Genomic DNA, 25253 nt, shown 5'->3' on the forward strand with positions numbered 1-25253 from the left:
CATGAAGCACCTCCTGAATCTGCTGGCGGCGGTGGCCCTGCTCGTGTGGGGCACCCATCTGGTCCGCACCGGCGTTCTTCGCGTGTTCGGCGCCAACCTGCGCAAGATCCTCGTGCAGAGCATGCGCAACCGCTTCACCGCTGCCCTCTCGGGCATCGGCGTGACGGCGCTGGTGCAGTCGAGCACCGCCACCTCGCTCATGACCTCCTCCTTCGTCGGGCAGGGGCTGGTCACGCTGCCTGCGGCGCTGGCGGTGATGCGGGGCGCCGACATCGGCACGGCGCTGATCTCGGTGCTGTTCTCGGCAGACCTTTCGTGGCTCTCGCCGATGTTCATCTTCGTGGGGGTGGTGCTCTTCATCACGCGCTCGGCCACGGTGGCGGGGCGCGTCGGCCGGGTGCTGATCGGGCTGGGACTGATGCTGCTGGCGCTGCAGCTGGTGGTGGAGGCGACCGAGCCCCTGTTCTCCTCGCCGGCCATCCGCGCGCTGCTGGCCTCGATCAACAGCGACGTGCTGCTGGAGATCACCATCGGCTCGGTGCTGGCCATCGTGGCCTACTCGAGCCTCGCGGTGGTGCTGCTGGTGGCGGCCATGGCCAGCTCGAACGTGGTGCCGCTGGACGTGGCGCTCGGGCTGGTGCTCGGCGCCAACCTGGGCAGCGGCCTGCTGGCGGTGCTGACCACGGCCAAGTCGGCCGTCTCGGTACGGCAGGTGACCGTGGGCAATCTGCTCTTCAAGGCGCTGGGCGTGGCCATCGTGGCGCCCTTCATCGGCCTGTGGATCCGCTACGTGCAGCCCGAGCTGCCGAACCAGACGCACGGCGTGGTGCTCTTCCACCTGGCATTCAACGTGGTGATCAGCGTGGGCTTCATCGGCCTGACGCAGCTGGTGGCCAAGCTGGTGACGCGCCTGCTGCCGCAGCCGCAGCAGCCGGCGGGCACGACGCGGCCGCATCACCTCGACCCGTCGGCGCTGTCGACGCCCTCGCTCGCCATCTCCAACGCCGCGCGCGAGGCGCTGCACCAGGCCGACGTGGTGGAGACCATGCTGATCGGCATCCTGGACGTGATCCGCCACAACGACCTGCGGCTGGCGCAGGAGCTGCGCCAGCTCGACGACACGGTGGACGAGCTCTACTCGGCCATCAAGTACTACATGACGCGCATCTCGCGCGAGGCGCTGGGCGAGGAGGAAAGCCGCCGCTGGACCGACATCATCAGCTTCACGATCAACATGGAGCAGATCGGCGACATCATCGAGCGGGTGATCATCGACGTCGAAGACAAGAAGATCCGGCCGCAGCGCAACTTCTCCGAGGCCGGCATGGCCGAGATCGTGGAGCTGCACGGGCGCCTGGTGGCCAACCTGCGCCTGAGCATGAGCGTGTTCCTCAACGGCAACGTGCGCGACGCACAGAAGCTGCTGGAGGAAAAGGCGCGCTTCCGCGACCTGGAGCGGGCCTACGCGACCACCCACCTCGACCGGCTGTCGGACCGCACCACGCTGAGCATCGAGACCAGCTCGCTGCACATCGACCTGATCAGCGACCTGAAGCGCATCAACTCGCACATCTGCTCGATCGCGTATCCGATCCTGGAGTCGGCCGGGGCGCTGGCGCCCAGCCGGCTGCGCGAGTCGCGGCTGGGCAAGATCGAGGGCTGAACGGCCCTCCGAACGTTCTGTCCCGGGCCTACTTGGCCTGCCCGGCGGTCTCCAGCAGCGAAGTCTCGTCGCGCCCGCGCCGCGCATAGCGCTGCGCCAGCACCGCGCAGACCATCAGCTGCATCTGGTGGAAGAGCATCAGCGGCAGCACGATCGCGCCCACCGCGTGCGAGGCGAAGAGCACCTTCGCCATCGGGATGCCGCTGGCCAGGCTCTTCTTGGAGCCGCAGAAAACGATGGTGATCTCGTCTTCCGTGTCGAAGCCCAGCTTGCGCGCCAGCAGAGTCGTGAGGCTCAGCGCCAGGCCGAGCACCACCGCGCACACCACGAGCAGGCCGACCAGTGCATGCACGGGCACCTGCTTCCAGAGCCCCTCGATCACGGCCGCGCTGAACGCGGTGTAGACCACCAGCAGGATCGAGCCCTGGTCGACGAACTTCAGCACCGCGGCGCGGCGCTGGATCCACTTTCCGATCAGCGGCCGCAGCAGGTGGCCGGCCGCGAAGGGCACCATCAGCTGCAGCAGGATGCGCCCGATGGAATCCAGCGAGGAAGAAGCCGCATGGCCGCCGCTGGGCACCACCACCAGGTTGACCAGCACCGGCGTGATGAACACCCCCAGCAGGGTGGAGGCCGAGGCGCTGCAGATGGCCGCGGGCATGTTGCCCCTGGCCATCGCGGTGAAGGCGATGGCCGACTGCACGGTGGCCGGCAGCACGCACAGGTACAGCACGCCGGTGTAGAGCTCGGGCGTCACCAGCGGCAGCAGGATCGGCTTGAGCACCAGCCCCAGCACCGGGAACAGCACGAAGGTGCTCGCGAACACCAGCAGGTGCAGCCGCCAGTGCATGAGCCCGTTGACGATCGCCTCGCGCGACAGCTTGGCCCCGTGCAGGAAGAACAGCAGGCCGATGGCCACCGTGGTCAGCCCCTCGAAGAAGTGCGCGATGCGCCCGCTGGCCGGCAGCAGGCTGGCCAGGGTCACGACCGAAAGAAGCGCGAGGGTGAAGTTGTCGGGAAGGAAACGGGGGCGGGACATGTTGCAACTCGGGACGAACGCCACGCGCGTTGCAGGCGCGCGGGCCGACTCAGCAGGGAAGATGTGATTTCCGCGCATGAATCTGGTCGCCACTTTGCGGAGCCCGGCGCGTGCTCCTCGCGCCTTCAGGAGGGGGATTTTCGGCGAATTCCGGCATCGCTGCCGGGCGGGCCGGAAATGCCCCACCACAGTGCTTCAGTGTGCCGTGGGCGAACTGAACTGCGCCTGACGGCGGCGCTGGCAGTAGTCGATCAGGTCGTCGATCTCGGTGGCCTTGTCGAAGACCGCATCGGCGCCCAGGTGCACGCATTTGCGTCGCATGTCGGGCGTGGCGTAGTTGCTGAGCACCACGATCTTCTGGGAGGGGCTGCGGTTGCGGCAGGCCTCGAGCACGCGAAAGCCCGTGCCGTCCTTGAGGAACAGGTCGACGATGGCCAGGTCCCACTGCGCCAGATTGCTCGAAAGCCATCGCGACCCCTCGGCCTCCGTCTCCGCCTCGCCGATGGGCTCGACCCTCGCCACCTCTCGCAGGGTGCCTGCGAGGTTGCGGCGGATGGTCGGGTTGTCTTCGACGATGAAGGTGCGAACGGTGGTCATGGGTATCTATGCCTCTGCGTTGTATCCACAGGCTACAAAGTGCTCGTGGCACAAGTCGAAGGCATGACACCCCTGCGCCGGTAGGACAAGGCCGGCGCGGCGGGCTCGGAAATCAGAGCGTGAGGATCGTGCAGCCGGTGGTCTTGCGCGCTTCCAGGTCGCGGTGCGCCTGCTGCACGTCGGCCAGCGGGTAGCGCTGGTCGATAGGGATCTTCACCGCGCCGCTGCGCACCACCGCGAACAGGTCGTCGGCCATCGCCTGCGTGCTTTCGCGCGTGGCCATGTGGGTGAAGAGCGTGGGCCGGGTGATGTAGAGCGAGCCCTTGGAGGCCAGCAGGCCGAGGTTGACCGGCGGCACCGGGCCGGAGCCGTTGCCGAAGATCGCCAGCAGGCCGAAGGGGCGCAGGCAGTCGATGGAGCCCTCGAAGGTGTCCTTGCCCACCGAGTCGTACACCACCTTCACGCCCTTGCCGCCGGTGATCTCCTTCACGCGGGCCGCGAAGTTCTCGGTGCTGTAGTTGATGGCGTGCGCCGCGCCGTGCTCCAGCGCGAGCTTGCACTTGGCGTCGCTGCCGGCCGTGCCGATCAGCTGCAGGCCCAGGGCCTTGGCCCACTGGCATGCGATGAGGCCGACGCCGCCGGCCGCGGCATGGAACACGATGAAGTCTCCGGCCTGCAGGCCCTCGGCCGGCAGCGTCTTCTTCAGCAGGTACTGCGTGGTCAGGCCCTTGAGCATCATGGCCGCACCGGTCTCGAAGGAGATGTCGTCGGGCAGCCTGCAGACGTTCTTCGCCGGCATCACCCGCAGCTCGCTGTAAGCGCCGGGCGGCTGGCTCGCGTAGGCGGCACGATCGCCGGCCTTGAGGTGGGTGACGCCCTCGCCCACCGCTTCGACCACGCCCGAGGCTTCCATGCCCAGCTGCAGCGGCATCTGGAACGGGTAGAGCCCGCTGCGCTGGTAGGTGTCGATGAAGTTCAGGCCCACGGCCTTGTGGCGGATGCGGATCTCGCCCGGACCGGGCTCGCCGACCTCCACCTCGACGATCTTCAGTTCTTCGGGACCGCCATGGCGGTCGATACGGACGGCTTTGCTCTTCATCGTTGCGGTCTCCACGCTCTGGAAAGAAGGTAAGGAAGGGATTGAAGGTAGGGGCAGGCATCCTGCCATGTTTGAGCTTCCGGCGACGGCGCGGGGAATCATTGCCCGGTAGAGTCGGCGCCCATGCAGACACAGCCGCAGCGCCTCGCTCCCCTCACCGTCTTCCTGCTCCTCGTTCCTCCGCTGCTGTGGGCCGGCAATGCCGTGGTCGGCCGCATGGTGCGGGAGCTGGTCTCGCCGCTGACGCTGAACTTCGTGCGCTGGGTCATCGCCTTCGCGCTGCTGCTGCCGCTGGCGGCGCAGGTGCTGCGGCGCGACAGCCCGCTGTGGGCGCACTGGAAGCGCTACGCGGTGCTCGGCCTGCTGGGCATCGGCCTGTACAACGCCTTCCAGTACCTGGCGCTGCAGACCTCCACGCCCATCAACGTGACGCTGGTCGGCTCGAGCCTGCCGCTGTGGATGCTCGCGGTGGGCGCCCTCTTCTTCCGCGCGCGCGTCAGCGGCCGCGAGATCGGCGGTGCGCTGCTGTCGATGGCGGGCGTGCTGCTGGTGCTCAGCCGCGGCGAATGGCGGCAGTTGCTAGGGCTGCGGCTGGTGCCGGGCGACCTCTACATGATCCTGGGCACCATCGCGTGGGCCTTCTACAGCTGGCTGCTGGCGCGCACGCACGAGCCGGCGGCCGTGCGCAGGGACTGGGCCGCGTTCCTGATGGCGCAGCTGGTGTTCGGCCTCACATGGTCGGGCGCGCTGGCCGCAGGCGAATGGACGCTGACGCCCGCGCACCTCGAACTTGGCTGGCCGCTGATCGCGGCGATGCTGTTCATCGGCATCGGCCCCGCGGTGGTGGCGTATCGCTGCTGGGGCACCGGCGTGCAGCGCGCGGGGCCGCAGCGGGCGAGCATCTTCATGAACCTCACGCCGCTGTTCGCGGCGGTGCTGTCGGCGGCCTTCCTGCGCGAGCCGCCGCACTGGTACCACGGGGCGGCGTTCCTGCTGATCGTGAGCGGGATCGTGGTGGCCTCGCGGCGCTGAGCGAAGGACGGACCCTTCAAGCGAACACCGAGGAACCGGCTTTGCCGGGCCTCAGGTGTTGTCCCCGGCAGGGGGAAGGCGTGCGCGACACGAAGTGCGCGCAGCCTGGGGGCGAGCCCTAGTACGTGCCGGGGTAGGCGCCGCCGTCGGCCAGGATGTTCTGGCCGGTCATGTAGCCGGCCTGCATGCTGCACAGGAAGGCGCAGATGGCGCCGAACTCGGCCGGCGTGCCGAAGCGCTTGGCCGGGATGGTCTTCTTGCGGGCTTCCCACACGGTGTCGAAGTCCTGGCCCGACTTCTGCGCGGAACCGGCCATCGTGCCCTTGAGGCGGTCGGTGTCGAAGGCGCCAGGCAGCAGGTTGTTGATGGTCACGCCCTGCGCCGCCACCGACGTGCGCGCCACGCCGGCCACGAAGCCGGTGAGGCCGCTGCGCGCGCCGTTCGACAGCCCCAGGATGTCGATGGGCGACTTCACCGAGCTCGATGTGATGTTCACGATGCGGCCATAGCCGCGCTTGGCCATGCCGTCCACCGTGGCCTTGATGAGCTCGATGGGAGTCAGCATGTTGGCGTCGACCGCCTTGATCCACGCCTCGCGGTCCCAGTTGCGGAAGTCGCCGGGCGGCGGGCCGCCGGCGTTGGTGACGACGATGTCGAAGTCATGGCCCAGCGCGAACACCGCTGCACGGCCGGCTTCGGTGGTGATGTCGGCGGCCACGTGCTTGACGAACGGGTTGCCCGAGCCGCCGGCCACTTCGGCCAGCTTCTTCGCGGCCGCTTCCAGCACCTCGGCGCCGCGCGCCACGATCACCACGTTGACGCCCTCGCGCACCAGCGCCTCGGCACAGCCGTAGCCGAGGCCCTTGCTCGCGCCGCACACCAGCGCGGTCTTGCCTGCAATACCCAGATCCATGTTCTTTCTCCAATGAAACAGAAGCAGAAGCGCCGGGGGCTTCAGCGCCCCTTGCGCGTGAAAACGAAAATGCCCGCGATCACGAGCACGGTGCCCGCCGCGATCCACGGCGTGAACGGCTCGCCGAGTATGACCACCCCCATGAGGATGGTCGACAACGGCCCGATCATGCCGGTCTGCGCCGCCATCGCCGGGCCGATGCGCTCGATGGCCATCATCACCATCAGCACCGGCACCGCCGTGCACAGCGTGGCGTTGAGCACCGACAGCCAGATCACCTCCGGCGCCACCGCCATCGCCACGCTGATCGGCCGCGTCAGCGCGAACTGCAGGATGCACAGCACGCAGGCCACGGTGGTGGCCAGCCCAACGAGCCTGAGCGACCCCAGCCGCTTGACGAACTCTCCGCTGTAGACGAGGTAGCCCGCATAGCTCACCGCGCTCAGGAACACCAGGAAGGCGCCCCAGGCCGCGGCGCCGCCGCCCTTGCCGCCGCCACCGGTCCAGAGCTCGTGGCCGAACACCAGCAGCACGCCGGCATAGCTCACGACCATGCCCAGCAGCTGCGGGCGCGTCGGGTGGCGCCGATAGAGCAGCCAGCCGAAGAACAGCACCAGCGTGGGGTTGAGGTAAAGGATCAGCCGCTCGAAGCTGGCCGAGATGTAGGCCAGCCCCGCGAAGTCGAGGAAGCTCGCGAGGTAGTAGCCCGAGAAGCCCAGGCCGACCACGCCGATCCAGTCGCGCCCGGTGAGCGCGGGCTTGCCGCGCCCGGCCCACCACGCCATCAGTGCGAAGAGCGGCAGCGCGAACAGCATGCGCAGCATGATGAGCGTGACCGCGTCCACGCCGTAGCGGTACGCGAGCTTGACGATGATGGCCTTGCCGCTGAACGCGATGGCGCCCAGGGTGGCCAGCACCAGGCCGGTGGCGACGCCCTTCCTGGGGCTGTCGCGCAGGGGTTGGAGGGCTGGCCGGGGGGATTCGCCGGTCGACGCGGCTGTCTTGTTCATCCCCCGATCATCGCGGCAAGCCCGAACCCCTGCCTCGCCCGCGCTCAGTACCCCGCAGCCGCGCCGTCGCGGCGCGGGTCGCTGGCGGCCACGTAGCCTTCGACCGAAGGCTCGCCCGCGCGCCAGATGAACTGGCCGGCGCCGAAGTCCTGGTAGGAATCGTTGATCACTTCCAGGTGGTGGCCCAAGTCGCGCAGGCCCTGCACCGTGGCCGGGTTCATCGCGGCCTCGACGTTGATCTCCAGCCCCGAGTTGAAGCGCCAGCGCGGCGCGTCACAGGCGGCCTGCGGGTTCTGCCCGTAGTCGAGCATGCGCACCAGCGTCTGCATGTGGCCCTGCGGCTGCATGTTGCCGCCCATCACGCCGAAGCTCATCACCGGCTGGCCGCCCTTCGTGAGGAAGGCCGGGATGATGGTGTGGAACGGCCGCTTGCCCGGCGCCACCACGTTCGGGCTCTCCGCCTTCAGGCTGAAGCCGTGGCCGCGGTTCTGCAGGCTGATGCCGTATTCGGGCTCCACGCAGCCCGAGCCGAAGCCCATGTAGTTGCTCTGGATGAAGCTGACCATCATGCCGCTCTCGTCGGCGGCCGTGAGGTAGATGGTGCCGCCCTTGACCGGGTTGCCGGCCTTGAAGTCCTGAGCCTTCTTCGGGTCGATGAGGCGCGCGCGCGAGGCCAGGTAGGCGTCGTCGAGCATCTGCTCGGTGGTCACTTCCATGGTCCTGCGCTCCGACACGTAGCGGTACACGTCGGCGAAGGCCAGCTTCATGGCCTCGATCTGCAGGTGCTGCGACTGCACGGAGTCGACCGGCAGCGAGGCGATGTCGAACTTCTCCAGGATGCCCAGCGCGATCAGCGCCGCGATGCCCTGGCCGTTCGGCGGGATCTCGTGCAGCGTGTGGCCGCGGTAGTCGCGCGAGATGGGCTCGACCCACTCGGGCTGGTAGGCCGCGAGGTCGGCCACGGTGAGCGCGCCGCCCTGCTCGGCGGAAAACTTCGCCAGCGCCTCGGCGATCTCGCCGTTGTAGTAGGCCTCGCCCTTGGTGCGGGCGATGGCCTTGAGCGCGCGCGCCGCGGCCGTGAAGCGGAACATGTCGCCCACCTCGGGCGCGCGGCCCCAGGGCAGGAAGGTCTGGGCGAAGCCCGGCTGCGACTGCAGGATCGGCGTGGCCGCGGCCCACTTGCCCTGCACCACCGGCGGCACGAGGTAGCCGCGCTCGGCGATGTCGATGGCCGGCGCCAGCAGGTCGGCGAAGGGCAGCTTGCCGAAGCGCTCGCTCAGCGCCACCCAGCCGCGCACTGCGCCCGGCACGGTGACCGAGTCGATGCCGCGCATCGGCGGATTGGCCGCGTCGGCGCCGTACTTGGCCTTGAAGTATTCGGGCGTCCAGGCCTTGGGCGCGGGGCCCGAAGCGTTGAGGCCGTGCAGCTTCTCGCCGTCCCACAGGATGCAGAAGGCATCGCTGCCCAGGCCGTTGCTTACCGGCTCCACCAGCGTCATCACCGCCGCGGTGGCGATGGCCGCGTCGACCGCGTTGCCGCCCTGCTGCAGGATGCGCAGCCCGGCCTGCGAGGCCAGCGGATGCGAGGTCGACACCACGTTGCGCGCGAAGATCGGGATGCGCGTGGAGAGATAGGGGTTGGCGTAATCGAACTTCATACCGTGCTTTCAAGGATGGCGTGAACAATTCGGGAAACACCGCCGAACCGGCTTTGCCGGGCCGCAGGTGTTGCCCCCGGACGGGGGTTGGCGAAGCGACACGAAGTGCGCGAAGACTGGGGGTGAGCCTGTCACTCGTTGGTGATCTTGCGCTCGACGACGATCTTCTTCCACTTGGCCGCATCGGCCGCAACCATCTTCGCGAACTGGTCCGGCGTACCGGGCACCGCAGGCTCGATGCCCAGGCGCGCGAGCTTTTCCTTCACCTCGGGGTCGGCCAGCGCGTCGTTGGCGGCCTTGTTGATCTTCGCGACGATGTCCGCCGGCAGGTTCTTCGGGCCGTAGAAGCCGAACCAGGTGTTCGACTCGTAGCCGGGCAGCGTGTCGGCGATGGGCGGCAACTCGGGCGCGAGCGGGCTGCGCTTGAGCGAGGTGACGCCCAGCGCGCGCAGGCGGCCGTCGCGCACGTGCGGCATGCCGGTGGGCAGCGAGTCGAACAGCACGTCGACCTTGCCGCTAATCAGGTCGGGAATGGCCAGGGCCGTGCCCTTGTAGGGAATGTGCGTGACGAACACGCCGGCCTGCGCCTTGAAGAGCTCCGCCGTGAGCTGCACGATGGTGCCGTTGCCGCTCGATGCGTAGTTGAGCTTGCCGGGGTTCTTCTTGGCGTAGTCGATCCACTCGCGCACCGTCTTCGCGGGCGAATTGACCGGCACCAGCATGATGCTGGCCGCGTCGCCCACGTGCGCGATCGGCGTGAAGTCGCGCACCGTGTCGTAGGGCAGCTTGCTGATCGCCGGGCCGATGGAATGCGTACTGGTGGTGGCCAGCAGGATGGTGTAGCCGTCGGGCGCGGCCTTGGCAGCCTGGTCGGAGCCGATGGCGCCGCCGGCGCCGGGCTTGTTGTCGACCACCAGCGTAGTGCCCAGCTTGTCGCCCATCTTCTGACCCAGCGTGCGGGCGAAGAGGTCGGTGGCGCCCGCGGCCGGGAACGGAACGATCAGCCGGATCGGCTTGTTCGGATAGCCCTGCGCCAGGCTGGCGGACGAAGCGGCCACGCCGAGCGCGACGGCGAGCACCTGGAGGAACTGGAGGCGTTTCATGTGCGGGAAAGAATTCTGTGCCAGTGAGGGGGACTGAGCATGCTATGCAGCGGCGGTGGATCAAGCCAGATAATCCAGCTTATTCAACTATCAACGCCGTTTATGACACGAGCCCCCGCCGAGGAAATCTCGCTGCAGCAGCTGCGGGCGCTGGCGGCCGTGGCCGAAACCGGCAGCTTCACGCTGGCGGCCGAAGCCCTGCAGCTCACCCAGCCCGCCATCAGCCACCTGATCAAGCGGCTCGAGGAAGAACTGGCGCACCCGCTGGTGGTGCGCGGGCGCCGCATCCGCATGACCAACGCGGGCCAGATGATGGTCGACACCGCCGTGCGCGCGCTGCGGCTGATCGACGACTCGGTCGGCGCCTGCCGTTCGCAGTCGCAGCTGCGTGAGGGCCGCATCGTGCTGGCGGTGGGCCACCTGACGGCGGGCGCCCTGCTGCCGCCGCTGCTGGGCCGCTTCTCGCAGAAGCACCCCACGCTCGCGGCCACGCTGCTCGACAGCACCGCCGAACAGATGATCTCGCGCGTGCTCTCGCAGGAAGCCGACCTGGGCTTCGGCTCCGACATCGGCCAGAAGCACTCCGAGCTGGCGACGGAGCCCCTCTTCACCGAGCGCATGGCCCTCTTCGTGCGCGACGACCATCCGCTCGCGCAGCACGAAACGGTCGAGGCCAGGCGGCTCGAAGGCCTGCCCTTCATCCACGTCAACCCCGACGCCAACGTGTGGCGCGCCGTGAGCCGCCAGTTGGCGAGCGTGGCCAACGTGTACCCGCAGGTGGTGCACCACGTGTCGATGCTGTCGACGGCCTTCGGCCTCATCCAGGCCGGCGCGGGGGTCGCACTGGCACCCCGCTACGTCGAAGTCTTGATGCCCGGCAACCTGCGCGCCGTGGGGGTCACCCGCCCCGTGCTCGAATACCCCGTGGTCGCCATCCGCCTGGCCAAGCACCCGCTGAGCCCCGCGGCAATGGCCTTCCTGGCGATGGCGCGCCAGCACATGAAGCCGGTGCGGGTGGACAAGCTCTGAAGAGCGGACAGCCGAACGCAGAAGAAGTACAAAAGACGCAAAGGCCGCAAAAGAAATCAGGAAGACCGGTTTTGGTTTTCCTTTCGCGCCCTTCGCGAACCTGTCGCGAATTCTTCGTGCCCCCTGCGTCCGGCAGCCCGCCCCCTCACCCCCAAACAAAAACGGCGCCCGAAGGCGCCGTTGTGCAGAGCGTGAGGGATCAGTCCTCGACGAAGGCCTCTTCGCGCTTGGACTTCACGGCCGGCAGCAGGACGATGATCAGCAGCAGGGCTGCCGCGGCCAGCAGGCTCGCCGAGATCGGGCGCGTGACGAACACGCTCCAGTCGCCGCGCGACAGCAGCAGCGAGCGGCGCAGGTTCTCTTCCATCATCGGGCCCAGGATGAAGCCCAGCAGCAGCGGTGCAGGCTCGCAACCCAGCTTGAAGAAGGTGTAGCCCACCAGACCGAAGATGCCCACCATCCAGATGTCGAAGGTGTTGTTGTTGGTCGAGTACACCCCGATCGCGCAGAACAACACGATGGCCGGGAACAGGTACTTGTAGGGCACCGACAACAGCTTGATCCACATGCCGATCAGCGGCAGGTTCAGGATGATGAGCATCGCGTTGCCCAGCCACATCGAGGCGATCAGGCCCCAGAACAGCTCGGGGTTGCTGGTCATGACCTGCGGGCCCGGCTGGATGTTGTGGATGGTCATCGCGCCCACCATCAGCGCCATCACCGCGTTGGGCGGGATGCCCAGCGTCAGCAGCGGGATGAAGGAGGTCTGCGCACCGGCGTTGTTGGCCGACTCGGGAGCCGCCACGCCGCGGATGTTGCCCTTGCCGAAAGGCACTTCGCCCGGCTTCAGCTTGGTCTTCTTCTCGATCGTGTAGGCAGCGAAGGCGGCCAGCAGCGCACCGCCGCCGGGCAGGATGCCCAGTGCGGAACCCAGCGCCGTGCCGCGGAGAACGGCGGGCGTCATGCGCTTGAAGTCTTCCTTGGTCGGGAACAGGCCCGAAACCTTGGCGGTGAACACTTCGCGCTCGTCATCGGGACGCGAGAGGTTCGCGATGATTTCGCCGTAGCCGAACACGCCCATGGCGATGGCCACGAAGCCGATGCCGTCGGTCAGTTCAGGGATGTCGAAGCTGTAGCGGGCGACGCCCGAGTTCACATCGGTACCGACCAGGCCCATCAGCAGGCCCAGCACGATCATCGCGATGGCCTTCAGCAGCGAGCCGGAGGCCAGCACCACGGCGCCGATCAGGCCCAGGATCATCAGCGAGAAATACTCGGCCGGGCCGAACTTGAAGGCCAGCTCGGTCAGCGGCGGCGCGAAGGCAGCCAGGATCAGCGTACCGACGCAGCCCGCGAAGAACGAGCCCAGGCCGGCGGCGGCAAGCGCCGGGCCCGCACGGCCCTTGCGCGCCATCTGGTAGCCGTCGATCACTGTCACCACCGATGAAGACTCACCGGGGAGGTTCACAAGGATCGCGGTGGTCGAGCCGCCGTACTGAGCGCCGTAGTAGATACCGGCCAGCATGATCAGCGCCGAAACCGGCGGCAGCGCGTACGTTGCCGGCAGCAGCATCGCGATGGTCGCGACCGGGCCAATGCCGGGCAGCACGCCGATCAGCGTGCCCAGAATGCAGCCGATCAGGCAGTACAGCAGGTTGGTGAAGGTAAAGGCGACGCCAAAACCGACGGAAAGGTTGTGGATCAGGTCCATGGTGGTATCGGCTTTCGTCTCAACCGGTGATGAAGGTCGGCCAGACCTGGATCTGGAGCTTGAGCGCCCAGATGAACGCGACGTAGCTGCCGACGGCCAGCACGGTGGCCAGGATCAGCACGCTGGGCAGCTTGAACTCGTGGCCCGCGAGGCTGGAGATGATCACCAGCGCGTAGATGGCGATGATCATGCCCATGGCCGGAACCCCGATGCTCGGCAGGCCGCCGAGCAGGACGCCGAAGGCAAGGTTGGCGCCAAGGATGAACACCACCTGCTTCCAGGCCCACTTGCCGATCTTCTCGCCGTCGGTGGTCTCGACGCTGAGGCCGGTGAACATGATCCCGAGGCCGATGAGGGCCATCAGGATGCCGAGCATCAACGGGAAGTAACCCGGTCCCATACGGGCGCCGGTGCCCACGGTGTAGGTGGTGGCGCCCCATGCGAACGCCACACCCACCACCGTGAACATCAGACCCGAGAAAAAGTCTTTCTGACTCTTGATCTTCACGAACAGTCTCCTCGAACAAATTTCGATGCGGGATTGTCGAGTCAGCTTCCGGTCAGCCCGATGTGGATTCCACTAACCAAAGTCTTAGGGATAACCCGGGAACGATCACCGCCCCCGGGATGGCTGGGGCGCGGCGCGGATCACTCCAGCGGGGGCGTGGCGCTCAGCACCTCTTCGATGGTGGTCACGCCCTCGGCCACGCGCAGCGCGCCGGCCAGCCGCAGCGGCCGCATGCCGTCGATCACGGCCTGGCGGCGCAGCCCGGCGAGGTTGGGCTCCTTGGTGACCTGGCTCTTGAACGGCTCGCTGACGCTCAGCAGCTCGTAGAGCCCCATGCGGCCCATGTAGCCGGTCATGCGGCAGTCGACGCAGCCCACCGGCTTGTAGGCGCGCACCGAGCCGGTGATCTGCCAGGGCTTGACGATGGCCTCGAGCTTCTCTCGAGTGACCGTGTCGTCGGGCTGCTTGCAGTTGGGGCACAGCGTGCGCACGAGGCGCTGCGCGAGCACGCCCAGCATCACCGCGTTGATGAGGTACGAGGGCACGCCCAGCTCCATCAGCCGGGTAATCGCGCTGGGTGCGTCGTTGGTGTGCAGCGTGCTGAACACCAGGTGGCCGGTGAGCGCGGCCTGCACCGCCATCTCGGCGGTGGCGAGGTCGCGGATCTCGCCGACCATGATGATGTCCGGGTCCTGCCGCATCAGCGCGCGCAGTCCCTCGGTGAAGCCGAAGTCGAGCTGCGGCTGCACCTGCGTCTGGTTGAAGGAGGGCTCGATCATTTCGATCGGATCCTCCACCGTGCTCACGTTGACCTCCTCGGTCGCCACGCGCTTGAGCGTGGAGTACAGCGTGGTGGTCTTGCCCGAACCCGTGGGCCCGGTGACGAGGATGATGCCGTTGGGCCGCGTGACCAGCTGCTCCCAGCGCTGCGCGTCGTGCTGCGCGAAGCCCAGCGCGTCGAGGTCCTTCACCGCGGTGTCGGGGTCGAAGATGCGCATCACCATCTTCTCGCCGAAGGCGGTGGGCAGCGTCGACAGGCGCATCTCGATCTCTTCGCCGCGCATGTTGCGGGTCTTGATGCGGCCGTCGAGCGGGCGGCGCTTCTCGACCACGTCCATGCGGCCCAGCAGCTTGATGCGCGCGACCATCGCGTTCATCACGCCCATGGGCATCTGGTAGGCCGGGTGCAGGATGCCGTCGATGCGGAAGCGGATCACGCCCTGCTCGCGTCGCGGCTCCAGGTGGATGTCGCTCGCGCGCTGGTCGAAGGCGTACTGCCACAGCCAGTCGACCACCTGCACCACGCTCTGGTCGTTGGCGTCGAGCTGCTTGTTGCTCTTGCCGAGCTCCACCAGCTGCTCGAAGCTCGTGGTGCTGGTGCTGCCGCCGGCCTTCTGTGCGGCGCGCACCGATTTCGCGAGCGCGAAGAACTCGGCCGTGTAGCGCTGGATGTCGGCCGGGTTGGCCACCACGCGCCGCACCGAGCGGCGGGCCTGGCGCTCGACTTCGGCGATCCAGTCGGTGAGGAAGGGCTCGGCCGTGGCCACCACCACCTCGTTGGGCAGCACCTGCACCGGCAGCACCTTGTGGCGCTCGGCATAGGCCGCGCTCATGGTGTCGGCCACCTTGCCCACGTCGACCTTGAGCGGATCGATGCGCAGATAGGAAAGGCCCGCGCGGCCCGCGAGCCACTGCGTGAGCATCTCGAGGTCGAGCGGCTTGTTGTCGCTCTCGCGGGTCATGGCGACGTTGGCCAGGCGCACCAGCGGTGCCTGGCGGCTCTCGGCCTGCGCGCAGCGGGCGATGGTGCGCTTGGCCTCCACAGGGGAGATCACGCCATCGGCGGCAAGCCATTCGATCAGGCGGCGCAGGTCGAGCGGGCCTTCGTGGCGCGCGGCCAGCGCAGCGGGGGCGGAAGCAGCGGGTACAGCGCTCATGTTCCGTGTGTCGGTCGGGTTCAGGTTCGGGTGAGTGTCGGATTCAACGGCTTGAAGACCCGGAGCCATTTCGGTGCGGGCAAGCCCCAGCGAGTCTGGATCGTTTGGGCGCGCTCGGCAAGCGCCTCGCGCTTCGGGCGGCTCGGGGTGCGCTGCGCGAGCACCACCGTGTTGCCTTCGCGCGTCGGCTTGAAGGCCCAGACGGCGTCGGCGCCGAAGGCGGCGCAGATCTTCTCGAGGCTGCGCTCGTAGCTCGACGAGCGGCCGAAGAGATTGACCGTCATGCAGCCGTCCTCGGTGAGCAGCGCGCGGCAGTCGGCGTAGAAGTCTTCGCTGTCGAGCACGGGCGCCGCGGCCTCGTGGTCGTACAGGTCGACCTGCAGCGCGTCGACGGTGCCCTGCCATTCGGGCTTGCGGATCTCGGCCGCGGCATCGGCGATCACCACGCGCAGCTTCGGATCGTCCGGCGGCAGCTTGAACCAGCCGCGGCATGCCGCCACCACCTGCGGGTTGAGCTCGATCGCGGTGGTGCGCATGCGCAGGATCTTGCGGCTGAACTTGGTGAGCGTGGCCGCGCCCAGGCCGAGCTGCATGGCATGGCGGCTGGCCACGGTCTTGGGGTCGGCGTAGAGCAGCCAGGCCATCATGCGCTGCACGTACTCGAGCTCGATCTCGAAGGGCGCATCGAGCTTCATCGAGCCCTGGACCCATTCGGTGCCGAGGTGCAGGTAGCGGATGGGGCCCCAGTCGGAGAAATTGACTTCAGGAAGGGAGACGGGAGTTTTGCTCGATGCCATCGATGCTGCAGCTCAGGCGACTAGTTTGTGGGCGGCCATCACCTCGCGCCAGGCCGCGAGCTTGCGCTCGAAGCTCCACGACGCGTTGGCGGGGCTGGTGGAAGGCAGCTGGTAGACCGGCACGCCCAGCGTGCGGGTGTGGCGCGCATGCTTGAAGCTCTCGCCGCCGTTGTGCGCGATGGCCGCGAGCTTCGGCAGGTGCAGGCCGGCGATGTCGTTCGCCACCGGCGCACGGATGGCCGAGTCGAGGCTGCCCTCGCGCTCGCAGGAGGCATACACGTCCCACACGCCCAGGCCGCGTTCGAGCAGCCAGCGGCAGCGCTGCGCGTAGCTGTCGGCGCCCGAGGGAAGGGGAATGTCGGGCCACACGGCTTGCAGGATCTTCCAGAACTGGTTTTGGGGGTGTGCATAGTACTGCTGCCGCTCGAGCGACTTCACTCCCGGGAAGCTGCCGAGGATCAGCACGACGGTGGCCGGCGACACGACGGGCGCAAGTCCCGTGAGCACCAGGCCGGGCTCGACAGCGCCGTTCGAGGGCAAGACGGATTCCTTCTTCATGGGCGGCAATCGTGCCACCGTCGCGCGCATGCCAGGGCGAGTAACGAAAAAACCCGCCGAAGCGGGTTTTTCGCGGGGGACGCAAGCGTCCTGGAACAGGTCCGGGAGCGGCCCGAGTTCCTCTCTTTTACTTACTTCTTGGCGGCTTCGTTCTCGGCCGTGCCCGGGATCTTCTCGCCGATGGCCTTGCCGGTGGAACGCATGCCGTCGGCCGTCTTGTGGCCGGCGTTCTCGACGGCGTCGCCGGTCTTCGCGGCTGCAGTCTTGGTGGCGTTGGTTGCCTTCTTGGTGGTGCGCTTGGTCGCGTTCCAGGCCTTCTTGGTGCCGCGCTCGGTGGCGTTCACGGCCTTCTTGGTGGTGCTCTTGGTCGCGTCCCAGGCCTTTTCCGCGCCGCGCTCGGTGGCGTTCACCGCGTCCTTGCCGGCTTCCTTCACCTTCTCGGTGGTGGTCGGCTCGGTGGTGGTGGCGGCGGTCTGCGCGACGGCCGACACGCCGATGGATGCCAGCGCCAGGGCGATGACGACGGGAACGGTACGAACAAAGGACTTGGTCATGGAAAGGCTCCTTTTTTGAGTGAAATATTGGAGTGACGGATGCGCCACTGCACACCCAACGCCACTTCGAACTTCAAGGATGACAGCAAAAGGGGCCCGATGACACGCCTGGATGCAACTCGGGAAATCCGCCTACGCGGGGGATATCCGCCCATCCGACGCGGGCAGCAGACTTTGGAGCTTCGGCAGCGCCTGGACCGCATTGCGAGTGGTCGCTTCGGCCAGCGCATCGATGCCGATGCCCCGCAGCCCGGCCACCACTTCGGCGATGCGCGGCAGCTGCGCCGGCTCGTTGCGGCCCTGCGGCTCGCCGGCGTCGCGCTGGGCCTGCGTGCGGTAGATCCAGTGCGGCTGGATGTCGGGCGCGTCGGTTTCCATCACGATCGACTCCAGCGGCAGCGTCGACGCCAGCCGCCGCAGCTGCAGGGCGCGCTCGAAAGTCACGGCACCGCCGAAGCCGAGCTTCAGCCCGAGCTCGATGCACGCGCCGGCCTGCTGCTCGCTGCCGTTGAAGGCATGGGCGATGCCCTGCCACGGCTTTCCGCCCGCCGTCTGCCTCAGATGCTTGAGCACCTTGTCGACCGAGCGCCGCACGTGGATGAGCACGGGTAACCCGTGCCTGCGTGCCAGTTGCAACTGAGTGTGAAAGAACCGCTCCTGCTTTTCGCCGTCGAGCCCTTCCACGAAGTAGTCCAGGCCGATCTCGCCTACCGCCACCAGCCTCGGGTCGTCGCGTCGGGCGGCCAGTTCGGCGTCGAGGGCTTCCAGGTCTTCGTCCTTCGCCTCGCCGGTGCACAGCGGGTGGATGCCCAGCGCATAGGCATCGCCCTGCACATGGGCCAGCTCGCGCACCGTGGCGAAGTTGGAGACGGCCACGGACGGGATCACGCACATCGCGACCCCGCGCTCGGCGGCGCGGACGCGCAGCACCGGCATCTCCGCACCGAATTCGGGCGCGTCCAGATGACAGTGGGTATCGATGAAGGTAGCCATCGCTCGATGATGCCCGATGGGATGCGCCGGCGCGGAAAGCGTGCTACTGTGAACTCCTCTACACGCGATTGCGATTTTTTAAGCCGGAGGTACTCCGATGCGCAGGCCCGCTTTCTACAGCCGTTCGCCCCGCACGCAGCCACCGGCCGCAGACGAGGCGGCCGAACGGGCGGATGCGCCGGCCTCGCCCGAAGCGGCCACGGTCGGCGCGGGCTCCGTACCTCCCGGCACTCCCGTCAAGAAACCAGGCTGGCAGCCCGGCCGCCGCAGCTTCGCGCTGCTGATCGTGCTCTCGGCCGCGCTGGTCACCGGTGCCGTGCTGTGGGTGCCCCGCCCCGGCGCCAGGGTTCTCACGCAGAAGGACATCGACGCGGCCGTGCTGCGCACGCTGCAGACCAACACCCTGCCCTCTCCCGCGGCCAAGGCGGCCGACATCATCCGGCCCTCGGTGGTGCGGGTGGTGAGCTACGGCGAAGAGAAGAACACGCCCGAGGCCAAGATCCAGAAGCGCGGCCGCAACATGGCCAAGGGCAAGCCGCCCGAGGCACCCAACGACGGCGCCGGACCGGGCGAAGTCGAACGCGGCGTGGGCACGGGCGTGGTGATCGTCGACAAGGGCGTGATCCTCACCAACCTGCACGTGGTCGCGGGCGCCGACAAGATCAAGGTGACCTTCTTCGATGGCCTGGAGGCTCCGGCCACCATCACCGGCGTGCAGCCCGAGAACGACCTCGCGGTGCTGCAGGCGCAGAAGATTCCCGACGACCTGATCCCCGCCACCATGCGCTCCACGGCCGACCTGCGCCCCGGCGACCAGGTGGCGGCGGTGGGCTTTCCGTTCGGCATCGGGCCTTCGGTGTCGGCCGGCGTGGTGTCGGGCCTGAAGCGCTCGTTCCGCTCGCCCGAGGGCAAGCAGGAGCTGGGCAACCTGATCCAGTTCGACGCGGCGGCCAACCCCGGCAACTCCGGCGGGCCGCTCATCAACATGGACGGCGAGGTGCTCGGCATCGTCACCGCCATCCTCAACCCCACGCAGCAGCGCACCTTCATCGGCATCGGCTTCGCGGTGCCCATCGAGAACGCGGCCTCGGCCGCAGGTTCGCCGCCGTTCTGACGCTCCCGATCTTCTTCTCTTCCCTTCCTCTCGAAAGCCCTTCGCATGAGCACAGCAGAGACCACCGCAGCCCCCACGCCAGCCGGCACGGCCGAACTGATGGAGCAGATCCTTTATGAGGTGAAGCGCGTGGTGGTCGGCCAGGACCGCTTCCTGGAGCGCGTGATGGTCGCCATGCTCGCGGGCGGGCACCTGCTGGTCGAAGGCGTGCCGGGGCTGGCGAAGACGCTCACGGTGAAGACGCTGGCCGACACCGTGCGCGGCCAGTTCAAGCGCATCCAGTTCACGCCCGACCTCGTGCCGGCCGACCTCGTGGGCACGCGCATCTACAACCAGAAGACGGGCGACTTCAGCACCTCGCTGGGCCCGGTGTTCGCCAACCTGCTGCTGGCCGACGAAATCAACCGCGCGCCGGCCAAGGTGCAGAGCGCGCTGCTCGAGGTGATGCAGGAGCGCCAGGTCACCATCGCCGGCGAGACGCACAAGGTGCCTCGCCCCTTCCTCGTGATGGCCACGCAGAACCCCATCGAGACCGAAGGCACCTACCCGCTGCCCGAGGCGCAGGTCGACCGCTTCATGATGAAGGTGCTGGTCGACTATCCCACCGACGAGGAAGAGTTCGTCATCGTGCAACGCGTGATCGGTGCGCCCGTCAGCGCCACGCCGGTCGCCACCACCGAGCAGCTCGCCGCGCTGCAGGCCGAGGCCCGGCGCGTGTATGTCGACCCTTCGCTCATCCAGTACGCGGTGAAGCTGGTGTCGGCCACGCGCACGCCCGAGAAACATGGGCTCAAGGACCTGCGCCGGTTCATCACCTTCGGCGCCAGCCCGCGCGCCAGCATCAGCCTGACCGAAGGCGCGCGCGCCCTGGCCCTGCTGCGCGGACGCAGCTACGCGCTGCCGGAAGACATGACCGCGCTGGTGCCCGACGTGCTGCGACACCGCGTCACGCTTTCCTACGAGGGGCTGTCCGAAGGGCTGACGCCCGACAGCCTGGTCGAGAAGATCATGCGCGCGGTCCCTGCTCCTCCCAAGCCGCTCGAACATGAAAAGCTGGTGGCCTGACATGAGCGCAGCCCCGGTCTTCGCGCACTTCGTGGCGCTTCGCCAACCCTCTTGCAGGGGTCGACACCTGCGGCCCGGCAAGGCCGGTTCCGCGGCGTTCCCTGGAATCGCATGAAAAGCTGGTGGCGCAAGGCCCCCGCGGCCGCGAACGACGACCGGCTCGCCATCGAGGCCGGCGGGGCGGAACGTGCGCTGCGCCGGCTCGAGTGGACCGTGATACGCCGGCTCGACGGGCTGCTGCAGGGCGACTACCGCACGCTGATGCGCGGCACCGGCCTCGACCTGGCCGACCTGCGCGAATACCAGCACCAGGACGACGTGCGCCACATCGACTGGAACGTCACGGCGCGGCTGCAGGTTCCGCACGTGCGCGTGTTCACCGAAGACCGCGAGATGGCCGCGTGGTTCGTGCTCGACCTCAGCCGCTCGGTCGACTTCGGCTCGGGCCTGAAGGCCAAGCGCGAGATTTCGGCAGGCTTCGTCGGCGTATTGGCGCGGCTGCTCACGCGGCACGGCAACCGGGTAGGCGCGCTGGTGTACGGCAGCGATCTCGAAGCCGTGATTCCGCCGCGCAGCGGCCGGCGCCACGTGCTGCACCTGCTGCACGCGATGGAAAAACGCGCCACCAGGGCCGAGGCCGCGCCCACGCAGAAGGGCATGACGCGGCTGGCCGACCTGCTCAAGTCGGCCGCCACGCTGATGCCCCGGCGCTCGACGGTGTTCGTGGTGTCCGACTTCCTCAGCGAACCCGGCTGGGAGCGCCCGCTGGGCCAGCTGGTGCAGCGCCACGAGGTGGTCGCGGTGCGCCTGTTCGATCCGCTCGAGCTGGAGCTGCCCGACCTGGGCCTGGTGCCGCTGCGCGATGCCGAGACCGGTGAACAGCTGTGGGTCGACACCCATGACGCGGGTTTCCGCAAGCGCTTCGCCCGGCTGGCGGCCGAGCGCGAGACCGCATTGCGCGAGGCGCTGGCCCGGGCCGGCGTCGACGCGCTCGAACTCTCGACCAACGACGATCTGGTGGAAGCGATCGTCCGTTTCGCCGAGCTGCGCAAGCGCCGCGCGCGCATCGGCCAGGCTGGCATGAAGGCGGTGGCAGCATGACTTTTCTCTGGCCCCAATTCCTCTGGCTGCTGGCGGCGCTGCCGCTGCTGGTGCTGCTCTACGTGTGGCTGCTGCGCCGCAAGAAGAAGCTCGCGGTGCGCTACGCCAGCCTGTCGATCGTGCGCGAGGCCATGGGCGCCGGGCAGAGCATTCGCCGGCACCTGCCGCCCCTGCTCTTCCTGCTGGCCATGGCCGCGATGCTGGTGGCCGCGGCGCGGCCGATGGCGGTGGTGGTCCTGCCTTCGAACCAGCAGACCATCATCCTGGCGATGGACGTCTCGGGCAGCATGCGCGCGGCCGACGTTCAGCCCAACAGGCTGGTCGCGGCGCAGGAGGCGGCCAAGAGCTTCATCAAGGACCTGCCGCGCAGCGTGAAGGTGGGCATCGTCGCCTTCGCCGGCAGCGCGCAGGTGGCGCAGCTGCCTACCACCAACCATGAAGACCTGGTGACCGCCATCGACAGCTTCCAGCTGCAGCGCGCCACCGCCACCGGCAACGCCATCGTGGTGTCGCTGGCCACGCTGTTCCCCGACGCGGGCATCGACGTCGAGCAGTTCAGCTCGCCCAGCCGCCAGCGCGGCGCGGCCATCGACCAGAACGAGAAGAAGCTCAAGGACTTCACGCCCGTGGCGCCCGGCTCCTTCACCTCGGCCGCGATCATCATGCTGACCGACGGCCAGCGCACCACCGGCGTCGATCCGCTGGACGCGGCCAAGGCCGCCGCCGATCGCGGCGTTCGCATCTACACGGTGGGCGTGGGCACGGTCGACGGCGAGACCATCGGCTTCGAGGGCTGGTCGATGCGCGTGCGCCTCGACGAGGACACGCTCAAGGCCATCGCCAACAAGACCAACGCCGAATACTTCTACGCCGGCACCGCGAACGACCTGAAGAAGGTCTACGAGACGCTGAGCACCAAGCTCACGGTGGAGAAGAAGGAAACCGAGATCTCCGCGCTCTTCGCGCTGGGCGCCGCGGTGCTGACGCTGCTGTCGGCCGGGCTCTCGCTGCTCTGGTTCAACCGGATTCTCTAGCGCCGCGCGGGGCTGTCCGGGGCTCGGGCGACTTCACCGCCCCGATGCCGCCCAGGAACAGGTCGGCCACGATCGGCGCGATGGCCGCGTGGTCGAGCCGGCCGTCTGGCTTCATCCAGGTGAACATCCAGTTGATCATGCCGAAGAGCAGCATGGTCAGCGGCTTGGCGAGGTCGTCGCTGGGCGCACCGGGGCGCAGGGCCGACACCGCGCGCGCGAAGCCCGCGACCACCTCGCGCTCCTTGTCGAGCACGCGCTCGCGGTCGGCCTCTTCGAGAAAGCGCACGTCGTCGGTCAGCACGCGGTGTGCGTCCTGCGCGCCCGCGTACTCCTCGACGATGCGGTAGATGAAGCGGCGCAGGCGCTCCTCGTCGGTGTGCGTCGAGGCTTCCTCCTCGGCCACCAGAGCGGCGAGCTTCGACACGTGCGTCTCCGCGATGCTGATGAGCAGGCTGCTCTTGTCCTTGTAGTAGTGGTAGAGCGTGGCCTTCGAGAGGCCGCAGGCCTCGGCCACCTGGTTCATCGAGGTGGCGGGATAGCCGCTGCGCGCGAACAGCTGGGCGGCCTGCGCGAGGATGAATTCACGCTGGTCCTCGTAGGTGGCGGATCTTCCACGCGGCATCGGTTCGTGTTCCTCGGTTCTTCGTTGTTTGGATTGAAGGCAACGCGCGATCTTGCCCGAAGCTCGGCGGGGTTCAGCCGCGCTTCGTCGCGATGAGCGAACGCACGTCGGTGGCCGGCAGGCTCGGGCGGTCCTTCTCCACGCTGGAAAGCGGCTCCACCTCGCGCAGGCTCGCAAGGCTGCGCACCGTGAGCGCCTGGTAGGTATGGGTGCCTTCGAGCTTCCAGGCGATCTCGTCGTCGCTCAGCTCGCGCTTCACCTTCGCGGGAATGCCCGCGGCCAACGAGCGCGCCGGCACCTTCATGCCCGCAGGCACGAAGGCGCAGGCCGCGACGATGGCCTTCTCGCCGATCTCGGCCTCGTCCATCACCACCGCGTTCATGCCCACCAGCGCGTCGCGCCGCACGATGCAGCTGTGCAGGATCGCGCCGTGGCCGATGTGGCCGTTGACCTCCACCACGGTGTCGTTGTCCGGGAAGCCGTGGATGCAGCAGTGGTCCTGCACGTTGGAGCCCTCCTCCAGCACGATGCGGCCGAAGTCGCCGCGCAGGCTGGCGCAGGGGCCCACGTAGCAGCGGGGGCCGACGATCACGTCGCCGATCAGCACGGCCGTGGGATGCACGTAGGCGCTCGGGTCGACGACCGGGATCACGCCGTCGATGGAATAGCTGGGCATTCGCTCTGTCTCCTTCTTGCCTGGCTTGTCGCAGGTATCAGGGTTTGCCCTGAATCAACCCTGCTTGTGCCGTTGTCCGGGTCGATCCTAAAATCAACCGAACGGTCGGTCAATAGTGTTTGCACGCCGGCCCGTACCCACAAAGGATGAAAGAGACAAGCGATGACTGAGCCTTTGGTACTCACCAGCGACGCCGGCGCCGTCCGCACGCTGAGCCTGAACCGACCGGCTGCCCTCAACAGCTTCACGACCCAACTGCATGAAGCGCTGATGGCGGAGCTGGAGGCCGCGGCGAACGACGCGAGCGTGCGCTGCGTGGTGCTCACGGGTGCCGGCCGCGCCTTCTGCGCGGGTCAGGACCTGGCCGACCCGTCGGTCGCACCCGACCCGACGCCCGGCGCTGCGCCCAAGGACCTGGGCCACGTCATCTCTGCCTACTACGCCCCCCTGGTCGCACGGCTGCGCTCGATGCCGGTGCCGGTGATCGCTGCCGTCAACGGCGTGGCCGCCGGCGCGGGCGCGAACCTCGCGCTGTGCTGCGACCTCGTGGTGGCCGCGCGCTCGGCCAGCTTCATCCAGGCCTTCACCAAGATCGGCCTCGTGCCCGACACCGGCGGCACCTGGCTGCTGCCGCGCCTGGTTGGTTCGGCGCGCGCGCTGGGCATCGCGATGCTGGGCGACAAGCTGCCCGCCGAGGAAGCCGCGCGCATCGGCCTGATCTGGCAGTGCGTGGACGACGCAGCGCTCGCCGAAACGGCGGCCGCACTCGCGTCGAAGCTTGCCGGCATGCCCACGCGCGCCCTGGTCGCCACCCGCGAGGCCATGGCCGCCGCGCAGCACATGGACCTGGGCGCGGCCCTGGCCGAGGAAGCCCGCATCCAGCGCGAGATGGGCAATGCCGACGACTACCGCGAAGGCGTCGAGGCCTTCCGCGCCAAGCGCGCGCCCGTCTTCAAGGACCGCTGAAGCCATGACCGACAACAACCAGCAACGCACGCCCCAGCAGACGGCCGAATACGTCCGCGACGGCATGTTCGCCAACGACAACGCCAGCAAGGGCCTGGGCATGCGCATCGTGGAGGTCGGCCCCGGCCAGGCCACCATCGAGATGCGCGTGCGCCCCGACATGCTCAACGGCCACGCGATCTGCCACGGCGGCTTCATGGCCACGCTGGCCGACTCCACCTTCGCCTTCGCCTGCAACTCGTACGACGAGCTGACCGTGGCCTCGGGCTTCGCCATCGACTTCATCGCCCCCGCGCGTGAAGGCGACGTGCTCACCGCGCGCTGCCAAGAGGTGTCGAAGGCCGGCCGCACCGGCGTGTACGACACCGAAATCACCAACCAGCGCGGCGAGCGCATCGCGATCTTCCGCGGCCGCTCCTACACCGCCAAGGGCCGCCCGGCCGTTCCGCCTGCCGCTGCAGCCGCCTGAGGAGA

Annotated in this window: 25 protein-coding genes; 9 read left to right on the forward strand and 16 right to left on the reverse strand. The window is 68.2% G+C overall.

All coding sequences use genetic code 11. The features are described from left to right. Nucleotide 1 precedes the first annotated feature (1 nt). A complete protein-coding gene (locus G369_RS0112235; protein ID WP_019654291.1) occupies nt 2-1663 on the forward strand; it encodes a Na/Pi cotransporter family protein in 1662 nt (553 codons plus the stop codon). A gap of 28 nt (nt 1664-1691) precedes the next feature. Here the strand turns inward: G369_RS0112235 and G369_RS0112240 are convergent, their stop codons facing one another. The 3 genes from G369_RS0112240 to G369_RS0112250 form a co-directional block, all read right to left on the reverse strand. Beyond that, on the reverse strand, nt 1692-2702 hold the full coding sequence (locus tag G369_RS0112240; RefSeq protein ID WP_019654292.1) for a bile acid:sodium symporter family protein: 1011 nt from the start codon (nt 2700-2702) through the stop codon (nt 1692-1694). A 195-nt stretch (nt 2703-2897) separates the two neighbouring features. Next, nucleotides 2898-3299: a response regulator gene (locus G369_RS0112245; RefSeq protein WP_019654293.1), complete on the reverse strand. Its 402-nt coding sequence runs from the start codon at nt 3297-3299 to the stop codon at nt 2898-2900. Between the two features lie 112 nt (nt 3300-3411). Next, nucleotides 3412-4398, reverse strand: a complete 987-nt coding sequence (locus G369_RS0112250; RefSeq protein WP_019654294.1) for a quinone oxidoreductase family protein — start codon at nt 4396-4398, stop codon at nt 3412-3414. A 123-nt stretch (nt 4399-4521) separates the two neighbouring features. On the opposite strand from G369_RS0112250, the gene G369_RS0112255 reads away from it, so the two are divergent. Continuing rightward, nucleotides 4522-5430, forward strand: a complete 909-nt coding sequence (locus tag G369_RS0112255; protein WP_019654295.1) for a DMT family transporter — start codon at nt 4522-4524, stop codon at nt 5428-5430. Nucleotides 5431-5548: 118 nt separating this feature from the next. On the opposite strand, the gene G369_RS0112260 is transcribed toward G369_RS0112255, so the two are convergent. From G369_RS0112260 to G369_RS0112275, 4 genes are all read right to left on the reverse strand, one after another. Continuing rightward, a complete protein-coding gene (locus G369_RS0112260; RefSeq protein WP_019654296.1) occupies nt 5549-6343 on the reverse strand; it encodes an SDR family oxidoreductase in 795 nt (264 codons plus the stop codon). 41 nt (nt 6344-6384) lie between these two features. Next, a complete protein-coding gene (locus G369_RS0112265; RefSeq protein WP_019654297.1) occupies nt 6385-7353 on the reverse strand; it encodes a DMT family transporter in 969 nt (322 codons plus the stop codon). A 44-nt stretch (nt 7354-7397) separates the two neighbouring features. After that, a complete protein-coding gene (locus G369_RS0112270; protein WP_019654298.1) occupies nt 7398-9011 on the reverse strand; it encodes a gamma-glutamyltransferase family protein in 1614 nt (537 codons plus the stop codon). A 131-nt stretch (nt 9012-9142) separates the two neighbouring features. Beyond that, nucleotides 9143-10114, reverse strand: a complete 972-nt coding sequence (locus G369_RS0112275) for a Bug family tripartite tricarboxylate transporter substrate binding protein (protein WP_019654299.1) — start codon at nt 10112-10114, stop codon at nt 9143-9145. Nucleotides 10115-10216: 102 nt separating this feature from the next. Here G369_RS0112275 and G369_RS0112280 point away from each other — a divergent pair, with 102 nt between their 5' ends. Beyond that, complete coding sequence (locus G369_RS0112280; RefSeq protein ID WP_019654300.1) at nt 10217-11143, forward strand: LysR family transcriptional regulator; 927 nt, start codon at nt 10217-10219, stop codon at nt 11141-11143. 199 nt (nt 11144-11342) lie between these two features. Here the strand turns inward: G369_RS0112280 and G369_RS0112285 are convergent, their stop codons facing one another. The 7 genes from G369_RS0112285 to G369_RS0112315 form a co-directional block, all read right to left on the reverse strand. Next, on the reverse strand, nt 11343-12854 hold the full coding sequence (locus G369_RS0112285) for a tripartite tricarboxylate transporter permease (RefSeq protein ID WP_019654301.1): 1512 nt from the start codon (nt 12852-12854) through the stop codon (nt 11343-11345). 19 nt (nt 12855-12873) lie between these two features. Further along, nucleotides 12874-13362 carry a tripartite tricarboxylate transporter TctB family protein gene (locus G369_RS0112290; protein WP_019654302.1) on the reverse strand — a complete coding sequence of 163 codons (489 nt, stop codon included), beginning with the start codon at nt 13360-13362 and terminating at the stop codon, nt 12874-12876. Nucleotides 13363-13502: 140 nt separating this feature from the next. After that, nucleotides 13503-15299, reverse strand: coding sequence for a type IV pilus assembly ATPase TfpB (gene tfpB, locus G369_RS0112295; protein WP_019654303.1), 1797 nt, complete (start codon nt 15297-15299; stop codon nt 13503-13505). Between the two features lie 20 nt (nt 15300-15319). Beyond that, the gene (locus G369_RS0112300) at nt 15320-16096 is read right to left on the reverse strand and encodes a class I SAM-dependent methyltransferase (protein WP_019654304.1); all 777 of its coding nucleotides are present in this window, start codon (nt 16094-16096) and stop codon (nt 15320-15322) included. 12 nt (nt 16097-16108) lie between these two features. Beyond that, on the reverse strand, nt 16109-16654 hold the full coding sequence (locus tag G369_RS0112305) for a DNA-deoxyinosine glycosylase (RefSeq protein WP_020723048.1): 546 nt from the start codon (nt 16652-16654) through the stop codon (nt 16109-16111). A gap of 131 nt (nt 16655-16785) precedes the next feature. Continuing rightward, a complete protein-coding gene (locus G369_RS0112310) occupies nt 16786-17208 on the reverse strand; it encodes a hypothetical protein (RefSeq protein WP_019654306.1) in 423 nt (140 codons plus the stop codon). A 132-nt stretch (nt 17209-17340) separates the two neighbouring features. After that, nucleotides 17341-18201 (reverse strand): TatD family hydrolase, encoded by an 861-nt coding sequence (locus G369_RS0112315; RefSeq protein WP_019654307.1) that lies wholly within the window; start codon nt 18199-18201, stop codon nt 17341-17343. 97 nt (nt 18202-18298) lie between these two features. Between G369_RS0112315 and G369_RS0112320 the strand changes: the two genes are divergently transcribed. The 4 genes from G369_RS0112320 (at nt 18299) to G369_RS0112335 (ending at nt 22515) form a co-directional block, all read left to right on the forward strand. Beyond that, nucleotides 18299-19315 (forward strand): S1C family serine protease, encoded by a 1017-nt coding sequence (locus G369_RS0112320; RefSeq protein ID WP_019654308.1) that lies wholly within the window; start codon nt 18299-18301, stop codon nt 19313-19315. 45 nt (nt 19316-19360) lie between these two features. Then, nucleotides 19361-20380 (forward strand): AAA family ATPase, encoded by a 1020-nt coding sequence (locus G369_RS0112325; protein ID WP_019654309.1) that lies wholly within the window; start codon nt 19361-19363, stop codon nt 20378-20380. Nucleotides 20381-20491: 111 nt separating this feature from the next. Then, the gene (locus tag G369_RS0112330) at nt 20492-21481 is read left to right on the forward strand and encodes a DUF58 domain-containing protein (protein WP_019654310.1); all 990 of its coding nucleotides are present in this window, start codon (nt 20492-20494) and stop codon (nt 21479-21481) included. Further along, on the forward strand, nt 21478-22515 hold the full coding sequence (locus G369_RS0112335) for a VWA domain-containing protein (protein WP_019654311.1): 1038 nt from the start codon (nt 21478-21480) through the stop codon (nt 22513-22515). Before G369_RS0112330 ends, G369_RS0112335 begins: the two co-directional genes overlap by 4 nt. Here G369_RS0112335 and G369_RS0112340 read toward each other — a convergent pair. Next, nucleotides 22499-23137, reverse strand: a complete 639-nt coding sequence (locus G369_RS0112340) for a TetR/AcrR family transcriptional regulator (RefSeq protein WP_019654312.1) — start codon at nt 23135-23137, stop codon at nt 22499-22501. The genes G369_RS0112335 and G369_RS0112340 overlap by 17 nt on opposite strands. A gap of 73 nt (nt 23138-23210) precedes the next feature. Next, nucleotides 23211-23813, reverse strand: coding sequence for a phenylacetic acid degradation protein PaaY (locus G369_RS0112345; RefSeq protein WP_019654313.1), 603 nt, complete (start codon nt 23811-23813; stop codon nt 23211-23213). A gap of 162 nt (nt 23814-23975) precedes the next feature. Here G369_RS0112345 and G369_RS0112350 point away from each other — a divergent pair, with 162 nt between their 5' ends. Together G369_RS0112350 and paaI are read left to right on the forward strand one after the other, a co-directional pair. Continuing rightward, nucleotides 23976-24779 (forward strand): enoyl-CoA hydratase-related protein, encoded by an 804-nt coding sequence (locus tag G369_RS0112350; RefSeq protein ID WP_019654314.1) that lies wholly within the window; start codon nt 23976-23978, stop codon nt 24777-24779. A 4-nt stretch (nt 24780-24783) separates the two neighbouring features. Then, complete coding sequence (gene paaI, locus G369_RS0112355; RefSeq protein WP_019654315.1) at nt 24784-25248, forward strand: hydroxyphenylacetyl-CoA thioesterase PaaI; 465 nt, start codon at nt 24784-24786, stop codon at nt 25246-25248. Nucleotides 25249-25253: the final 5 nt, after the last annotated feature.

Origin of the sequence: Variovorax atrisoli 110B (assembly GCF_000382045.1) — a bacterium.
Classification (GTDB): Bacteria; Pseudomonadota; Gammaproteobacteria; order Burkholderiales; family Burkholderiaceae_C; genus Variovorax; species Variovorax atrisoli.

Excerpts from the sequence above, each read along its gene's own strand:
- G369_RS0112320 (WP_019654308.1), top strand. The coding sequence starts at position 18,299 with ATGCGCAGGCCCGCTTTCTACAGCCGTTCGCCCCGCACGCAGCCACCG.
- G369_RS0112255 (WP_019654295.1), top strand. The coding sequence starts at position 4,522 with ATGCAGACACAGCCGCAGCGCCTCGCTCCCCTCACCGTCTTCCTGCTC.
- G369_RS0112305 (WP_020723048.1), bottom strand. The coding sequence starts at position 16,654 with ATGAAGAAGGAATCCGTCTTGCCCTCGAACGGCGCTGTCGAGCCCGGC.
- G369_RS0112280 (WP_019654300.1), top strand. The coding sequence starts at position 10,217 with ATGACACGAGCCCCCGCCGAGGAAATCTCGCTGCAGCAGCTGCGGGCG.
- G369_RS0112325 (WP_019654309.1), top strand. The coding sequence starts at position 19,361 with ATGAGCACAGCAGAGACCACCGCAGCCCCCACGCCAGCCGGCACGGCC.
- G369_RS0112350 (WP_019654314.1), top strand. The coding sequence starts at position 23,976 with ATGACTGAGCCTTTGGTACTCACCAGCGACGCCGGCGCCGTCCGCACG.
- G369_RS0112265 (WP_019654297.1), bottom strand. The coding sequence starts at position 7,353 with ATGAACAAGACAGCCGCGTCGACCGGCGAATCCCCCCGGCCAGCCCTC.
- G369_RS0112285 (WP_019654301.1), bottom strand. The coding sequence starts at position 12,854 with ATGGACCTGATCCACAACCTTTCCGTCGGTTTTGGCGTCGCCTTTACC.
- tfpB (WP_019654303.1), bottom strand. The coding sequence starts at position 15,299 with ATGAGCGCTGTACCCGCTGCTTCCGCCCCCGCTGCGCTGGCCGCGCGC.
- G369_RS0112260 (WP_019654296.1), bottom strand. The coding sequence starts at position 6,343 with ATGGATCTGGGTATTGCAGGCAAGACCGCGCTGGTGTGCGGCGCGAGC.
- G369_RS0112345 (WP_019654313.1), bottom strand. The coding sequence starts at position 23,813 with ATGCCCAGCTATTCCATCGACGGCGTGATCCCGGTCGTCGACCCGAGC.
- G369_RS0112335 (WP_019654311.1), top strand. The coding sequence starts at position 21,478 with ATGACTTTTCTCTGGCCCCAATTCCTCTGGCTGCTGGCGGCGCTGCCG.
- G369_RS0112240 (WP_019654292.1), bottom strand. The coding sequence starts at position 2,702 with ATGTCCCGCCCCCGTTTCCTTCCCGACAACTTCACCCTCGCGCTTCTT.
- G369_RS0112250 (WP_019654294.1), bottom strand. The coding sequence starts at position 4,398 with ATGAAGAGCAAAGCCGTCCGTATCGACCGCCATGGCGGTCCCGAAGAA.
- G369_RS0112330 (WP_019654310.1), top strand. The coding sequence starts at position 20,492 with ATGAAAAGCTGGTGGCGCAAGGCCCCCGCGGCCGCGAACGACGACCGG.
- G369_RS0112270 (WP_019654298.1), bottom strand. The coding sequence starts at position 9,011 with ATGAAGTTCGATTACGCCAACCCCTATCTCTCCACGCGCATCCCGATC.
- paaI (WP_019654315.1), top strand. The coding sequence starts at position 24,784 with ATGACCGACAACAACCAGCAACGCACGCCCCAGCAGACGGCCGAATAC.
- G369_RS0112300 (WP_019654304.1), bottom strand. The coding sequence starts at position 16,096 with ATGGCATCGAGCAAAACTCCCGTCTCCCTTCCTGAAGTCAATTTCTCC.
- G369_RS0112235 (WP_019654291.1), top strand. The coding sequence starts at position 2 with ATGAAGCACCTCCTGAATCTGCTGGCGGCGGTGGCCCTGCTCGTGTGG.
- G369_RS0112245 (WP_019654293.1), bottom strand. The coding sequence starts at position 3,299 with ATGACCACCGTTCGCACCTTCATCGTCGAAGACAACCCGACCATCCGC.
- G369_RS0112340 (WP_019654312.1), bottom strand. The coding sequence starts at position 23,137 with ATGCCGCGTGGAAGATCCGCCACCTACGAGGACCAGCGTGAATTCATC.
- G369_RS0112315 (WP_019654307.1), bottom strand. The coding sequence starts at position 18,201 with ATGGCTACCTTCATCGATACCCACTGTCATCTGGACGCGCCCGAATTC.
- G369_RS0112310 (WP_019654306.1), bottom strand. The coding sequence starts at position 17,208 with ATGACCAAGTCCTTTGTTCGTACCGTTCCCGTCGTCATCGCCCTGGCG.
- G369_RS0112275 (WP_019654299.1), bottom strand. The coding sequence starts at position 10,114 with ATGAAACGCCTCCAGTTCCTCCAGGTGCTCGCCGTCGCGCTCGGCGTG.